The organism is Myxococcota bacterium, assembly GCA_041389495.1.
Taxonomy (GTDB): Bacteria; Myxococcota_A; UBA9160; order UBA9160; family UBA4427; genus JAWKRT01.
Genome location: JAWKRT010000004.1, coordinates 232,643 through 246,259, shown reverse-complemented (window position 1 = coordinate 246,259; position 13,617 = coordinate 232,643). Strand labels below are relative to the sequence as shown.

15 protein-coding genes and 1 tRNA gene are annotated in these 13,617 nt (G+C 73.3%); 9 read left to right on the top strand and 7 right to left on the bottom strand.

All coding sequences use genetic code 11. The features are described 5' to 3' along the window. Window positions 1-3 precede the first annotated feature (3 nt). Genes R3E88_19555 through R3E88_19535 form a run of 5 tightly spaced genes read left to right on the top strand, consistent with a single transcriptional unit; the run spans window position 4 to window position 5,294 of the window. Window positions 4-1,467 (top strand): UbiA family prenyltransferase, encoded by a 1,464-nt coding sequence (locus R3E88_19555; protein ID MEZ4218678.1) that lies wholly within the window; start codon window positions 4-6, stop codon window positions 1,465-1,467. After that, a complete protein-coding gene (locus tag R3E88_19550) occupies window positions 1,464-2,834 on the top strand; it encodes an FAD-binding oxidoreductase (protein MEZ4218677.1) in 1,371 nt (456 codons plus the stop codon). Before R3E88_19555 ends, R3E88_19550 begins: the two co-directional genes overlap by 4 nt. Next, window positions 2,831-3,592 (top strand): SDR family NAD(P)-dependent oxidoreductase, encoded by a 762-nt coding sequence (locus tag R3E88_19545; GenBank protein MEZ4218676.1) that lies wholly within the window; start codon window positions 2,831-2,833, stop codon window positions 3,590-3,592. The genes R3E88_19550 and R3E88_19545 overlap by 4 nt, the downstream gene beginning before the upstream one ends. Then, a complete protein-coding gene (locus R3E88_19540; GenBank protein MEZ4218675.1) occupies window positions 3,589-4,272 on the top strand; it encodes an EpsI family protein in 684 nt (227 codons plus the stop codon). The genes R3E88_19545 and R3E88_19540 overlap by 4 nt, the downstream gene beginning before the upstream one ends. 47 nt (window positions 4,273-4,319) lie before the next feature. Then, window positions 4,320-5,294: a UDP-glucuronic acid decarboxylase family protein gene (locus R3E88_19535; GenBank protein ID MEZ4218674.1), complete on the top strand. Its 975-nt coding sequence runs from the start codon at window positions 4,320-4,322 to the stop codon at window positions 5,292-5,294. Here R3E88_19535 and R3E88_19530 read toward each other — a convergent pair. Both R3E88_19530 and R3E88_19525 read right to left on the bottom strand, forming a co-directional pair. Further along, on the bottom strand, window positions 5,291-6,031 hold the full coding sequence (locus R3E88_19530; GenBank protein MEZ4218673.1) for a glycosyltransferase family 2 protein: 741 nt from the start codon (window positions 6,029-6,031) through the stop codon (window positions 5,291-5,293). The two genes, R3E88_19535 and R3E88_19530, sit on opposite strands and share 4 nt — an antisense overlap. 7 nt (window positions 6,032-6,038) lie before the next feature. After that, window positions 6,039-6,338 carry a hypothetical protein gene (locus R3E88_19525; GenBank protein ID MEZ4218672.1) on the bottom strand — a complete coding sequence of 100 codons (300 nt, stop codon included), beginning with the start codon at window positions 6,336-6,338 and terminating at the stop codon, window positions 6,039-6,041. A gap of 116 nt (window positions 6,339-6,454) precedes the next feature. Here R3E88_19525 and R3E88_19520 point away from each other — a divergent pair, with 116 nt between their 5' ends. Continuing rightward, entirely contained in the window at window positions 6,455-7,114 is a 660-nt protein-coding gene (locus R3E88_19520) for a hypothetical protein (GenBank protein ID MEZ4218671.1), read from the top strand. A 119-nt stretch (window positions 7,115-7,233) separates the two neighbouring features. Continuing rightward, entirely contained in the window at window positions 7,234-7,557 is a 324-nt protein-coding gene (locus R3E88_19515; protein MEZ4218670.1) for a hypothetical protein, read from the top strand. A gap of 45 nt (window positions 7,558-7,602) precedes the next feature. Here the strand turns inward: R3E88_19515 and R3E88_19510 are convergent, their stop codons facing one another. Together R3E88_19510 and R3E88_19505 are read right to left on the bottom strand one after the other, a co-directional pair. Continuing rightward, entirely contained in the window at window positions 7,603-8,325 is a 723-nt protein-coding gene (locus tag R3E88_19510) for a CPBP family glutamic-type intramembrane protease (GenBank protein ID MEZ4218669.1), read from the bottom strand. Between the two features lie 85 nt (window positions 8,326-8,410). After that, window positions 8,411-8,487, bottom strand: a tRNA-Arg gene (locus tag R3E88_19505). Between the two features lie 144 nt (window positions 8,488-8,631). Between R3E88_19505 and R3E88_19500 the strand changes: the two genes are divergently transcribed. Continuing rightward, on the top strand, window positions 8,632-9,894 hold the full coding sequence (locus R3E88_19500; protein ID MEZ4218668.1) for a PilZ domain-containing protein: 1,263 nt from the start codon (window positions 8,632-8,634) through the stop codon (window positions 9,892-9,894). A 31-nt stretch (window positions 9,895-9,925) separates the two neighbouring features. Here R3E88_19500 and R3E88_19495 read toward each other — a convergent pair whose 3' ends face one another. From R3E88_19495 to R3E88_19485, 3 genes are read right to left on the bottom strand one after another with little or no spacing between them, the layout of a single operon-like run. After that, on the bottom strand, window positions 9,926-10,459 hold the full coding sequence (locus tag R3E88_19495; protein MEZ4218667.1) for an adenine phosphoribosyltransferase: 534 nt from the start codon (window positions 10,457-10,459) through the stop codon (window positions 9,926-9,928). Between the two features lie 58 nt (window positions 10,460-10,517). Continuing rightward, window positions 10,518-11,204, bottom strand: coding sequence for a LysM peptidoglycan-binding domain-containing M23 family metallopeptidase (locus tag R3E88_19490; GenBank protein ID MEZ4218666.1), 687 nt, complete (start codon window positions 11,202-11,204; stop codon window positions 10,518-10,520). Continuing rightward, the gene (locus R3E88_19485) at window positions 11,201-11,881 is read right to left on the bottom strand and encodes a protein-L-isoaspartate(D-aspartate) O-methyltransferase (protein ID MEZ4218665.1); all 681 of its coding nucleotides are present in this window, start codon (window positions 11,879-11,881) and stop codon (window positions 11,201-11,203) included. The genes R3E88_19490 and R3E88_19485 overlap by 4 nt, the downstream gene beginning before the upstream one ends. Before the next feature lie 280 nt (window positions 11,882-12,161). Here R3E88_19485 and R3E88_19480 point away from each other — a divergent pair, with 280 nt between their 5' ends. Further along, on the top strand, window positions 12,162-13,403 hold the full coding sequence (locus R3E88_19480; GenBank protein MEZ4218664.1) for a VCBS repeat-containing protein: 1,242 nt from the start codon (window positions 12,162-12,164) through the stop codon (window positions 13,401-13,403). Window positions 13,404-13,617 lie beyond the last annotated feature (214 nt).

Here is a 13,617-nt window from a genome sequence, read left to right as displayed (position 1 = left end):
CCCGTGACGCTCTCGGCGAGGCAGCCGGCTCGCGAGGGCGCGTCCGCGACGACGCTCTACGTCGATCTCGACGGGACGCTGATCGCGACCGATCTGCTCTGGGAGTCCGTGTGCCGGCTCGCGCAGCGCGAGCCCGCCTCGCTGCTGCGTCTCCCCTTCTGGCTCGCGCGCGGGCGCGCGGCGCTCAAGCGCGAGCTCGCGGCGCGCGTCGACGTCGACGTCGCCACCCTGCCCTATCGCGAGGAAGTGCTCGCCTACGTCCGCGGCGAGCGCGCCAACGGGCGCCGCACGGTGCTCGCGACCGCGAGCGACGCCTCGCTCGCGCACGCCGTCGCCGCGCACACGGGGCTCTTCGACGACGTGATCGGGAGCGACGGCACCGCGAACAACAAGGCCGAGGCGAAGCTCCGCGCGATCCGCGAGCGCGAGGGCGACCGCCCGTTCGAGTACGCCGGTGACGCGCGCGCCGACCTCGCGATCTGGCGCGGCGCCGTCGCGGCCACGGTCGTCGCAGCCTCGCCCGGGACGGAGCGCGCGGCGCGCGCCCTCGGCATTCCCGTTCGCACGCTGTCGCACCGCGGCAGCGCGCTGCGGCCCGCCCTCCGCGCGCTGCGCCCGTACCAGTGGGTGAAGAACGTCCTGCTCTTCGCGCCGATCCTGCTGGCGCACGAGATCGGCTCGCCGACGCGCCTCGCCCAGGTGGTCGCGGCCTTCGTGTCGTTCTGTTGCGTGGCTTCCGCGACCTACCTGTGGAACGACCTGCTCGACGTCGAGGCGGACCGTCGCCACCCGCGCAAGCGCGAGCGCCCGTTCGCGGCGGGCGCACTCGCGATCCCCACCGGCTTCGCGCTCTCGCTCGCGCTGCTCGCCGCGGGCGTCGGCCTCTCGCTCGCGGTCCTGAACGCGAAGGCGACGGCGATGCTGCTCGGCTACCTGGCGCTCACGACGTCGTACTCGTTCTACTTCAAGGAGCGCGTGTTCCTCGACGTGCTGCTGCTCGCCGGCCTGTACACGCACCGCATCCTGGCCGGGGGCGCGGCCGCCGGGGTCGCGGTCTCGCCCTGGCTGCTCGCGTTCTCGATGTTCTTCTTCCTGAGCCTCGCGTTCGTGAAGCGCTACGCGGAGCTGCTCGGCGCGAAGGCCGACCAGCGCGAGAAGCTCGACCGCCGCGGCTACGAGGTCGACGACATCGGCCTCGTCGAGAACATGGGCACGACGTCCGGCTACATGTCCGTGCTCGTGCTCGCGCTCTACGTGAGCAGCGACTCCGTCGAGCGGCTCTACGCGTCGGGCGGCTTGCTCTGGGGCATCTGCCCGATCATGCTGTTCTGGGTGACGCGGATCTGGTTCCTCGCGCGTCGCGGAGAGATGACGGACGATCCCGTGCTGTTCGCCGCCACCGATCGCGTCTCCTATCTCGCCGGCGCCGCGATCGCGCTCGTCGGCATCGCGGCGGCCCTCCGATGACGCTGCCGCCGTCGGCGACCCGGCGTCTCGCGGGCTGGGGCCACTTCCCGGTCGAGGAGTGCGACGTCTACCGCCCCGAGCGGCGCGACGAGCTCCGCGAGCTCGTGCTCGGCGCCCCGCAGCCGAGCGTGATCGCGCGCGGTCTCGGCCGCGCCTACGGCGACGCCGCACTCAACCGCGGCGGCGCCGTGCTGCTCGGCGAGCGGCTCGACCGCATGCTCGACTTCGACCCCGAGACGGGCGTGCTGTGGTGCGAGGCGGCGGTCAGCCTCGCCGACATCCTCGACGTCTTCCTGCCGCAGGGGTTCTTCTTCCCGGTCACGCCGGGGACCAAGTTCATCACGCTCGGCGGCGCGATCGCCGCCGACGTCCACGGCAAGAACCACCACCACAGCGGCTCGATCTCCGCCTTCCTCGAGGACTTCCGTCTGCTCACCGCGAGCGGCGACGTACTCGACTGCTCGCGCACACAGAACGCCGACGTCTTCTGGGCGACGACCGGCGGCATGGGGCTCACGGGCGTCGTGCTCGACGCGCGCATCCGCCTCATGCGCGTCGAGAGCGCCTACGTGACGGTCGACTACGAGAAGTGTCCGAACCTCGACGCCGTGCTCGAGAGCTTCCTGCTGAACGATCACAAGCACCACTACGTGGTCACGTGGATCGACTGCCTGGCGCGCGGCCAGAGCCTCGGCCGGTCCGTCGTCATGCGCGCGAACCACACGCCGCACGACGAGCTCCCCGAGAAGCGCCGCGCCGCTCCGTTCTCGGCGGGCCCGCCGATCCCCCTCGCCGTCCCCTTCCCGCTGCCGAACGGGACGCTCAACCCGTTCACGGTGCGCGCGTTCAACACCGGCTTCTACCACGCGCACCGCGACGGGCGCTTCGTCACCGACTGCAACCGGTTCTTCTACCCGCTCGACCGCGTACGCGCATGGAACCGCGCCTACGGCACGCGCGGCGCGATCCAGTACCAGGCGCTCATCCCGCGCGGCGCGGAGCGCGCGGGCGTGGTCGCGCTGCTCGAGGAGATCTCGCGCGCGAACTGGCCCGCCTTCCTCGCGGTCCTCAAGTCGCTCGGCGACGCGAGCGGAGGGCTGCTCTCGTTCCCGCGGCCGGGCATCACGCTGACGCTCGACATGCCGGCGCCGAGCGCGAAGCTGCTCGAAGTCGTCGCGCGCCTCGACGACATCGTGCTCCGCCACGGTGGCTGCGTGTACCTCGCGAAGGATTCGTGCCTCCATGCGGAGAGCCTGCGCGCGATGTACCCCGAGCTCGGCCGCTTCCGCGACCTGAAGGCGAAGGTCGACCCCGAGAACCGCTTCTCTTCGTCGCTCGGGCGCCGCCTCGGACTGGTGGACGGATGAGGTCGCGCATCGAGCGCGTCGCCGTCGTCGGCGCGACGTCGAGCATCGGCCGCGCGATCGCCACGCGACTCGCGCGCGACGGAGCGCGCGTCGTGCTGTGCGGCCGACGCGTCGCGGAGCTCGAGCTGATCGCGAAGGACATCGCGATCCGCACGGGCAGCGACGCGCGCGTGGTCCGCTACGAGGCGCTCGCGTTCGACGAGCACGCCGAGTTCGTCCGACGCGCGGAGCGCGCGTTCCCGGGCGAGGAGCCCGGGCTCGAGGGCCTCGTCGTCGTGGTGGGCGAGATGGCCGAGCAGGCCGACGCCGAGGCCGACTTCGCGCTCGCCCGACGCATGATCGACGTCAACTACGCGAGCGTCGTGTCCCTCTGCGAGGAGCTCGCGCCGCGCCTCGCCGCGAACCGCGGCGGGTTCCTGTGCGCGGTCGGCTCCGTCGCGGGCGATCGCGGACGGCAGAGCAACTACCTCTACGGATCGACCAAGGCCGCGCTCGCGACCTACGTCGACGGGCTCCGCGTGCGGCTCGCGAAGGCGGGCGTCGGGGTCACGCTCGTCAAGCCCGGCTTCGTGGACACGCCGATGACGTGGGGACGCCCCGGCGTCTTCCTGGCGGCGAAGCCGTCGGTCGTCGCGCGCGACGTCGTGCGCGGCATCCGGCGCAATCGGCGCGTCGTCTACACGCCGTGGTTCTGGCGCTGGATCCTGCTCGCCGTGCGGCTCGCGCCGGACGCGCTCTTCCGCAGGCTCGCGCTGTGAGCGCGCACGCCTGGCAGAACGCGGCGCTCGCCGTCGTGCTGCTCGCCGCGGGCGGCGCCGCGTGGACGCTCCGGCTCCGCGCCCCGCTCGAGGTGCAGGCCGAATCGCTCGACGGCATCGCGATGGAGATCGCCGGCTGGCGCGGGCGCGACATCCCGCTCGAGGAGACGGTCGAGCGGATGCTCCGCGCCGATCGCAACGTGCAGCGCACGTACGTCGACCCGGCGGGCGGCGTCGTGTGGCTCTACGTCGGCTACTACGGGACGGAGCGCGGCGGGCGCTCCGAGCACTCGCCCTTCGTCTGCTACCCGTCCGCCGGCTTCTCGATCGTCGAGGGCGCGACGCGCACCGTGACGCTCCCGGGCGGCGGCCGCGCGACCGAGATCCGCGTCGGGCGCGCGGGCGACGAGCGCCTCGTGCACTTCTGGTACCGCTCCCATCGCTCCGCGCATCTCGTGGGCGCGGTCGCGCACGCGTGGGACCGCTTCGTGGGACGCATCGCGGACGGGCGCGCCGACGGCGCGTTCGTCCGCATCAGCGCGCCGATCGACGGGATGGACGTCGACGCGATCCGCGCGCGACTGTTCCGCTTCGGCGCCGCGCTCGACGAAGAGCTCGCCGCCCACTGGCCCGAGGAAGCCGCCGCTCCGCGCGCGCGCGTCGCGCGCGCCGCCGGATAGCCGTCGGCGCGCGCTCCGCGCCGCGCCGCCCCGAGGAACCCGACCGCATGCAGCGAACGACCCGCAACCCCTATCGGCGCCCGCGCACGCTCGTCACCGGCGGCGCCGGGTTCCTCGGCTCGCACCTGTGCGAGCGCCTCCTCGCCGAAGGCCACGAGGTGATCTGCGTCGACAACTTCTACACCGGGAGCCGGCGCAACGTCGAAGCGCTCCTCGACGACCGGCGCTTCGAGCTCGTCCGGCACGACGTGACGTTCCCGCTCTACGTCGAGGCCGACGAGATCTTCAACCTCGCGTGCCCGGCATCGCCCGTCCACTACCAGAACGACCCCGTGCAGACGACGAAGACGAGCGTCCACGGCGCGATCAACATGCTCGGGCTCGCGAAGCGGCTGCGGGCGCGCATCTTCCAGGCCTCGACGTCCGAGGTCTACGGCGACCCGCAGGTCCATCCGCAGCGCGAGGACTACTGGGGCCACGTGAATCCCGTCGGGATCCGCTCGTGCTACGACGAGGGCAAGCGCTGCGCGGAGACGCTCTTCTTCGACTACCACCGCCAGCACGGCCTGCAGATCAAGGTCGCGCGCATCTTCAACACGTACGGTCCGCGGATGGACCCGGGCGACGGCCGCGTCGTCAGCAACTTCATCGTGCAGGCGCTCACGAAGCAGCCGATCACGATCTACGGCGACGGCTCGCAGACGCGTTCCTTCTGCTATGTCGACGACCTGATCGAGGGATTCGTCCGGCTCATGCGCTCGCCCGCCGACGTGACCGGCCCGATGAACCTCGGGAACCCGGGCGAGTTCACGATGATCGAGCTCGCCGAGCTCGTGCTCGAGCTCACCGGCTCGCCGTCGAAGCTCGTGCACGAGCCGCTGCCGCAGGACGACCCGACGCAGCGCTGCCCCGACATCGGGCTCGCCCGCGAGAAGCTCGACTGGGCGCCGCGCACGCCTCTGGCGGAGGGCCTGAAGCAGACGATCGCCTACTTCGACGACCTGCTGTCGGCGCGCGCCTAGCGGAAGAGGTTGTACTTGAGGATGCAGACGATCGCGCGCACGCCGTCGCGCCAGCCGATCTTCTTGCCTTCCTCGTAGGTGCGGCCGCTGTACGAGATGCCGACCTCGTAGACGCGCCAGCGCCCCTTCGCGATCTTCGCGGTGATCTCCGGCTCGACGCCGAAGCGGTCCTCTTCGATCTCGAACGACGCCAGCACCTCGCGGCGGAAGACCTTGTAGCAGGTCTCCATGTCCGTGAGGTTCAGGTTCGTGAACATGTTCGAGACCGTCGTGAGCACGCGGTTGCCGACCGAGTGCCAGAAGTAGAGCACGCGGTGAGCCTCCGACCCGACGAAGCGCGAGCCGTAGACGACGTCGGCGCGCCCGTCGACGATCGGCTGGATGAGCTTCGGATACTCGGAGGGGTCGTACTCGAGGTCGGCGTCCTGGATGATCGCCATCTCGCCGCGCGCCGCGGCGAGGCCGCGACGCAGGGCGGCGCCCTTGCCCTGGTTCCGGTCCTGGTAGAAGACGCGGAGGCCGGGCGTTCCCTCGAGATCGCGCAGGAGATCGCGCGTTCCGTCGGTCGAGCAGTCGTCGACGAGCACGATCTCCTTGTCGATCGCGACCGACTCGACGCGCTTGACGAGCTCGCGCAGCGTTCCCTTCTCGTTGTAGACGGGGATCACGACCGAGAGCCGCGGCCGCGGGCCCGTCGCGAACGCGGCGTCGCTCGGGAGATCCAGGTCCGTCGTCATGCGCGGCTCACCTCGGTCCGGAGGGCTTCTTGAAGAGCGCGTCGAGGTCCGCGAGGGCCGCGCCGCGTCCGTCCGCTCCTTCGCCCGTCCGGTCACCCGGCTGGAACCAGTCGCAGCGGTTGGCGCGGTCGCGGTCCCGCACGCGCTCGGCCGACGGCTCTCGGCAGTCGTTGTACGCGCCGGGCTCGTAGTGCGCGCAGTGGACGCAGCTGTGCAGATCCGCGTCGCACCCCTCGCACGTGTCGCGAAAGCCGACGCGTCGCTCGGGGCCGAGCTCGATCTCGCGGTGACAGGACGCGCAGCGCACGCCCGCGAGCGTGCGTCAGCCCGCGCGCGCGTGTCAACCGCTGCGACGCGGTGACGGCGCGACGCCCGCGCACGCGCCGCGCCGCGCGGCGCACCGAGCTGGTAGCCTCGCGCGCCATGTGCAGCTCCGCGGCAGCCGACGCGCGCCGACGCGCGGTGCGTTCGATCGCGCGCGTCTCCCTTCTCGGGGGCGCGCTCGCCTCGCTCGCGCTCGCCGCTCCCGCGCGCGGGGAGCCCGACCTCAACCAGCTCGCGATCGACTGGGCGCGCGGCCGCTACGTCTCGCCGGTCATCTGCGACATCGAGGGCGCGCCCGTGCGCGGCGGGCGGCGCGTCCTCGTCGCGCCCGGGCCGCGCCGCGTGCAGCCGCCGGTCGCTCGCCTGACCTTCTCGGACCTCGACGTCCCGCTCGCCTCGCGCTGCTTCGACGATCGCGGCACGCCCGCGCCGAACCTCCTCGGCCACCTCGACCTCCGCCTTCCCGGTCGCACCCGGGCGGACACTGCGCGCCGCGACTTCGCCGCCGCGCTGCGGCGCGAGCGCGGCTTCTCGTTCCACGTGAGCGAGGGAACGCTGCGCACGATCGAGGTCGGAAGCGGCGCCACGCGCGACGTCGACTTCCGCGGCGGCACCGCGACACTGCGCGAGATCGAGGCGGAGAGCGACGACGCGCGCCTCCTCGCCGACCTCGAGGGCCTTCGGAAGCTCGTGCTCGAGCTCGTCGCGAGCGACGGCACGCGACTGCGCCTCCCGCTCGTGATGACGCGCCCGCGCTGAGCGCGCCCGCACTTCCGCGCGCCGCCGCCCGGTGGCGTGCCCCTCCTCGATTCGCCCGAGTCCGTCGCCGCCGTGTCCGTGCGTTCAGTCGCCCGGGAGCCCGTCCGATAGGGGCCGGCGTGAAGCCTTCGCCGCCCATCTACTCCGACTTCGACGAGGATCTCTCGATGCGCGACGTGGTCGAATCCTTCGTGATCGGCCTCGCCGAGCGGGTCGACGGCTTGCAGGACGGCGAGATGGCGGGCGACTTCGGCGCGATCTCGCGCGCCGCCGGCGAGCTCGCCGCCGCCGCACGCGAAGCGGGCTATCCCTCGATCGTCGACGCCGCGGAACGGGTCGCCACCGCGAGCGCCGCTCGCGCGGGCGACGAGGCGCGCAAGGCGATCGTCGAGCTCACCGAGCTCGCGCAGCGCGTCCGGCGCGGAAGCCGCGGCGCCGCCTAGCATCGCTCGCACGCGCGCACCGCGCGGTGCGCGGCGCCCGTTCGATCACACGAAGAACCAGAGCGGGCCGTCCGCGAGGACGGCCGCGACGAGGATCGTCGCGTTCGCCGCGGCGTGCGCGGCGACGACCGCGCCGAGGTGCCCGCGCCAGTAGAAGTAGGCGCTCGTCGCGAGTACCCAGGGAAGGGCCACCCACCACTCCCAGAAGACGTGCCCCAGCACGAAGAACACCGCCGACACCCACAGCCCGCGCGGCGTGTAGCGCGCGACCGGGACGTCGCGGAAGTCGCCACCGCGATCGAAGACCTCCGCATAGCGCATCACGAAGCTGCGGATGAAGAGCTCCTCGAAGACGGGCGTGACGCCGGCGTAGCCGACGAAGCGGAGTGCGAGCACGAGCGGCGCGAGCGACGCGCCCGCGCGCGCCGGGTCGAAGCCCGCGCTCCGGTCGGGCCACAGGCTCCCGAGCCCCTCGCCGAGATCGGCCGGAAGCAGCAGATAGGGCGCCATCCACAGCGCGCCCGAGGCCGCGCCGACGAGCAGGTCGAGGGGAAGGCCGCGCGCGCGGGCGCCGAAGCCGCGCAGCTCCGGGTACATGCCGCGGCGCCAGAAGTACGCGACCAGCGCCGCGGGCACGAGCGGCTTCAGGGCGAGCACCGCGAGCCAGGCGCCCTCGGGCAGTCGGCCGCCCACCTCCGACAGCAGCAGGAACGCGAAGTACGGAAGGAGATAGGGCCAGAACCCGTGGCCGAAGCGCGCGTCCTTCACTGCCCGTGTGCCCGCCCCGCGGCCGCGCCGCGCCCGCCACTCCGCGCCGTCGCCGTCGCCGTCGACGCGCGCGCGCGGCGCGATCTGGTGCCCCCGGCAGGACTCGAACCTGCGACGCACGGTTTAGGAAACCGACGCTCTATCCGCCTGAGCTACGGGGGCGGACGGCGCAGGCTACCGAAGACGGGCGGCGGGCGGCAGGCGCGCGGGATTCGGGCTTCAGCGCGTCCGCGGTGCGGTCGATCGTGCGCCGGTGCTGCGCGCGCCACGCTGGCGGCGGAAGCCGGGCGTGCGCGAGGGGGGACGATGGCCGAGGTGCTGGTGATCCACGACGGGGAGCTCGCCGACGTGCGCGAGATCCTCGCCGAGCTCGACGCGAGCTTCACGGAGCGCGTCGGCCCCAGCACCGCGGACGACCAGGCGACGCCGTGGAGCGTGATCGTCGGATCGCCGCGGCGCGTGATGGAGATGCAGGTCGGCGCCTCCGGTGCCAAGCCCGTCCGGATCGCGCTCATGGACGGCGATTCCAAGACGCTCGTCGCGATGCTGCGCCGCTCGGGCGTCGACCTCATGGTGCAGCGGCCCGTCCACCCGAGTGCGCTGCGACTCCTCCTGCTCCACGCCTTCTACCGGGGCCCCGAGAAGCGCAAGTATCCGCGCTACACGATCGGCGCCCCCGCTCGCTTCCGCGCCGGCCTCGCGATGAAGCGCCCTGCCCTGCTCGCGGACCTCTCGATGAAGGGCTGTCGACTGATCGCCAAGGACGCTCCGCAGCGCGAGCAGACGCTCAAGGTGTTCTTCGGGACGGAGCTCGGCGCGCGCCGTGCGTTCGCGATCCGCGCCACCGTCGTCCGCTGCGGCCCGACGGAGGGAGCGGGCGATGGCATGAACGCGATCGCGCTCCGCTTCGACGACTTCGGACGGGACGAGGCGCGCGGACTCAAGGAAGTGATCGCCGCGCACCTGAACGGTCCGGCGATGCTCGAGCGCGCGGAGGCGGCGAAGCACGCGGTCACGCGCGCCGCAGCCCACGCGCGGACGAGTGCGGCCGCGCCCTCGGTCGCCGCGTCGCCGATCGACGCCGCGAGCGTCGCCGCGCCCGACGATTCGCCCGCCGCGGCGGACCCCGCGGCGAGCGCGGACGCGAATGACGAGCGCCGTGCCGAGGCGCGCCGCTCTCTCGATCGGCGGGTCATCGCGCTCGGCGTCGAGGCGACGCGCGTGCTGATGGGCCGGGACATCTCGGTCGGCGGGATGCGCGTCGAGCGCAACGACACGATCGACGTCGGCGACGATCTCCGCATCGCGCTGCACGTGCGCGCCCGTTCGGAGCCGCTCGTCGTCCAGGCGCGCGTCGAGCGCGACGACGGCGAGGACGGGCTCCTGCTGCGCTTCCACGACCTCACCGAGACCGCGGAGAACTACCTCCGCAAGATGGTGAACTTCCTCCCCATCCTCGCGGCGCGCGGCGGCGACGAAGGCTCGGGCATCGTCGTGTCCGAGATCCTCGATCGCGGCGCGAGCGCTGCGACATCGGCGCTCGCCTCGCTCCCCACCGCGACGGCCTGAGCGCCGCATCGGCCCGCGACGCGCGGGCGCCTCAGTAGTGCAGCACGCTGTGCACGCGCTCGACGCCGAGCGCATCGGCGCCGCCGAGCGCATCGAGTGCGATCAGGAACGAGCAGCCGACCACCTCGCCGCCGCTGCGGCGCGCGAGCTCGACCGTCGCCCGGGCCGTTCCGCCCGTCGCGATGAGATCGTCGACCACGAGCACGCGCTGCCCCTTCCGCACACCGTCGACGTGCATCTGCACGGTGTCGGTGCCGTACTCGAGCTCGTAGCTCACGTCGAGCGTGCGATACGGGAGCTTGCCGGGCTTGCGCGCCGGCACGAAGCCCGCGCCGAGCCGGATCGCGATCGCCGCGCCGAAGATGAAGCCGCGCGCCTCGGTGCCGAGGACGCTGTCGACGCCGTCGCGCGCGAACGGCTCGGCCATCGCGTCGATCGCGAGCGCGAGCGCCGACGCGTCCGCGAGCAGCGGGGTGAGGTCGCGGAACAGGATCCCGGGCTTCGGGAAGTCGGGGATGTCGCGGATGTGCGCGCGCAGCTGTGCGGCCACGTCGTTCGAGGTCACGGCGTACTCCTGACGATGGGGTTCGGTCGCGGCGATTCGCGCCGGGACGGCGCGACGGTCACGGAAGGTACAGCATCGGGTCGCGCGGGCGGTCGAGCTCGCGGATCTCGAAGTGGAGGTGCGGGCCGCTCGCATTGCCCGTCCGTCCGACCTCGGCGATGCGCTCGCCCTTCTCGACGAAGCTGCCCTCGCGCACGTGGTATCGGTCGAGGTGGGCGTAGACGGAGCGGAAGTTGCCGGAGTGCTTCACCACGACGAGCTTGCCGTAGTCGCCCATGCGCCCGACGTGGATCACCTTGCCCGCCTCGGCGGCGACGACGTCCGTGCCGCGAGGCGCCGCGATGTCGATGCCCTCGTGCGGGCCGCGCCGCCGACGGCCGTAGCGCGACGTCACCGTGCCGCGCAGGGGCCATGCGAAGTCCACGCCCGCCTCGGCGCGCACCTCCGCACGCACGCGATCGGCGAGCGTGCTGCCGGGCGGGCCGTCGGCGCGGATCCCCGCCGCCGGGATCCAGAGCCGCTGGCCGACGCGCAGCTGCGTGACGTCGTCGATGCCGTTCACCTCGCGCAGGACTTCGGCCGGCACGCCGTAGCGCTGCCCGATGCGGAAGAGATTCTCGCCGCGCTGCACGACGTGGTAGGTGCCCGCGCGCTCGAGCGGCGCGGGAGCGGGAGGTGGCGCGCTGCACGCGGCGGCGGCGAGTGCACAGGCGGCGACGAGGGACGCCGCGCGCGCGACGCTCACGCGACCCATCCGTGCGCGCCGATCAGGTCGACGAACGTGCACGGCGCGAGCACCTCGCGCGAGAGCGTCCCGTCGGGCTGCCGGACGAACCGCTGCAGCTGCTGTCCGCCGCGCGGGCCGAAGGGGCCGACGAGCCGCCCGCCCGCGGCGAGCTGCGCGAGCAGGGGCTCGGGTACGGCCGGTCCGCCCGCCGTCACGAGGATCGCGTCGTAGGGCGCGTCGACCGCCCTTCCCTGCGTCCCGTCGCCGAGGTGGACGACGACGTTCGTCACGCCGAGCTCATCGAGCGCGCGCCGCGCGCGCGACGCGAGCCGCGGAATCCGTTCGATCGAGACGACGCGGGAGGCGAGCCGCGCGAGGACCGCCGCCTGGTAGCCGGAGCCGGTGCCCACTTCGAGCACGCTCTCGTCGCCGCGCAGCTGCGCCGCCTGGGTCATCGTGGCGACCACGTCGGGCGCCGAGATCGTCTGCCCGTCGCCGATCGGGAGCGGCGTCATGCGATACGCCTGGTCGCGGAGCGCCTCCGGGATCAGCCGATGTCGCTCGACGACCTCGAACGCGGCGAGCACGCGCTCGTCGTGGATGCCCGCCGCGCGCAGGCGGTCGGCAAGACGCCGTCGCGCGATGCGATAGCGGTCGCGATCGTCGCGCGCGCGGAGCGGCGCCTCGAGCCCCATGCGATGGCGTCTCCCCGACTGCGCGCCGCTCGTCCCGCGGCGCGCACCGCGTGGACCGGCCGCCGCCCCGGGCCGCGGCCGGATCGCAGCTTAGAGCGGAACCCCGCGAGCGGGCAACGCTTCTCGAGCCCGCGCGAAGGCCCGGCGCGGGCGCTGCGCGGGGGGCCGCGCCGCGGCCGCGCGCGCCGCGGGCGTGCGGTGAGTGCGGTCACGCGGCCCCGCTCGTCCCGACCCGAACAGGGTCCCGCTTCTGCGACCCCTGTCGACGAGAGGTTCCCGGATGTCGCTGCGCCGCCTCGCCCCCGTCCTCGCGCTCGCGCTCGCGAGCGCGTCCTTCCCCCTCGCACGGGAGGCCGATGCGGCCGTCGTCGTCCGCGGCGCCCAGGCGACCCTGACCTGGGCTCCGGCCCCCGGCGACGTCGTCGAGTACGGCATCTGGGTCGTGCCGGAAGGCGGCATCGCCGCATCGGCTCCGACCCAGCGCGTCGCGGCCACGATGGCCACGGTCACCGGGACGCTCGGGTCGACCGTGACGATCCGCGTCGCGGCCTACTACGCGGGCGACGTGCTCGGCCCGTTCTCTCCCGACTCGGCCCCCATCGCATTCCGCGCTCCCGGCGCACTCCCGTACGACCTCGACGGCAATGGCACCGTCGACCGCGTCTACCGCGACGACCAGACCGGCGCGCTGCTCGCCTTCCTCGTCGACGGCGAGACGTCCTTCGGCGGCGCGGTGCTCGACCGCGGCGCGCACCCGGGTCTCGAGATCGCCGGCTCCGCCGACTTCGACGGCGACGGCATGGCCGACCTCGTCGCGAGCGACCCGACGACTGGCCACGCGGAGCTGTGGACCATGAACGGGACGCAGATCCGCGCGCGCACCGCGATCGCGGACCTCGGGCCCGGCTGGTATGCGCGCGCCATCGGCGACGCGAACGCCGACGGCACGACGCGACTCCTCTGGCGGGACACGAACACCGGCGAGACGCAGCTGTGGTCGATGCAGGCCGCGCAGGTGATGGCGCAGGCGCCGCTCCTCCCGCTCGGCGAGCGCTGGAGCGTCTGGGCGAGCTGCGACCTCGACGGCAACGGGTTCCGCGACGTGGTGTGGCTCGACACCACCCGCAACTTCGCGCGGGCCTGGCTGCTCGCGGACGGCGATGCGGCCGACGAGATCGAGATCACCCACGTCGGCGAAGGCTGGGAGCTGCGCGCGTGCGGCGACGTCGACGGCGACGGTCGCGACGTGCTCGTCTGGCAGCGGCACGCGCGCCTGCGCATGTGGAAGCTGCTCCCGTCGCAGGACGGCGGGGTCGAGGCGAGCCTTCGCCCGGGCGAGGCCCCGAAGCGCGTCGATCTCGCGCAGGCGGGCGACTTCGACGGCGACGGCGACGCCGACCTGCTCTACACGCGCGACCTCGACGCACTCTCGCTCACCTGCACGAACGTCGGCGGGACGTTCCAGTGCAACGGCCTCTCGCCGTTCGCGACCAGCGGCAGCTGGCAGATCGCGAGCTGGTAGCGACCGATCGCTCTCCCGGGATCGTTCGGGGTGGGCGGCCCCCCGCCGCTCCTCCCCGATCGCGAGCCGCGCGCCGCGCGCGCGGTCGCGAAGGCGGCGCCGCCCGCCCCGTTCGATCCCTCGTTCTCCCCGCGATGCCATCGAGCCGCCGTGCGAGCCACGGGCGCGCGCGCGTTCTCCAGGGACGAGGAGGCTTCGCTCGCGTGAGACAATG

What these genes read in the sequence shown, in the direction of transcription:
- R3E88_19550 (MEZ4218677.1), top strand. Translation starts at nt 1,464, where the DNA reads ATGACGCTGCCGCCGTCGGCGACCCGGCGTCTCGCGGGCTGGGGCCAC.
- R3E88_19545 (MEZ4218676.1), top strand. Translation starts at nt 2,831, where the DNA reads ATGAGGTCGCGCATCGAGCGCGTCGCCGTCGTCGGCGCGACGTCGAGC.
- R3E88_19535 (MEZ4218674.1), top strand. Translation starts at nt 4,320, where the DNA reads ATGCAGCGAACGACCCGCAACCCCTATCGGCGCCCGCGCACGCTCGTC.
- R3E88_19530 (MEZ4218673.1), bottom strand. Translation starts at nt 6,031, where the DNA reads ATGACGACGGACCTGGATCTCCCGAGCGACGCCGCGTTCGCGACGGGC.
- R3E88_19520 (MEZ4218671.1), top strand. Translation starts at nt 6,455, where the DNA reads ATGTGCAGCTCCGCGGCAGCCGACGCGCGCCGACGCGCGGTGCGTTCG.
- R3E88_19500 (MEZ4218668.1), top strand. Translation starts at nt 8,632, where the DNA reads ATGGCCGAGGTGCTGGTGATCCACGACGGGGAGCTCGCCGACGTGCGC.
- R3E88_19485 (MEZ4218665.1), bottom strand. Translation starts at nt 11,881, where the DNA reads ATGGGGCTCGAGGCGCCGCTCCGCGCGCGCGACGATCGCGACCGCTAT.
- R3E88_19480 (MEZ4218664.1), top strand. Translation starts at nt 12,162, where the DNA reads ATGTCGCTGCGCCGCCTCGCCCCCGTCCTCGCGCTCGCGCTCGCGAGC.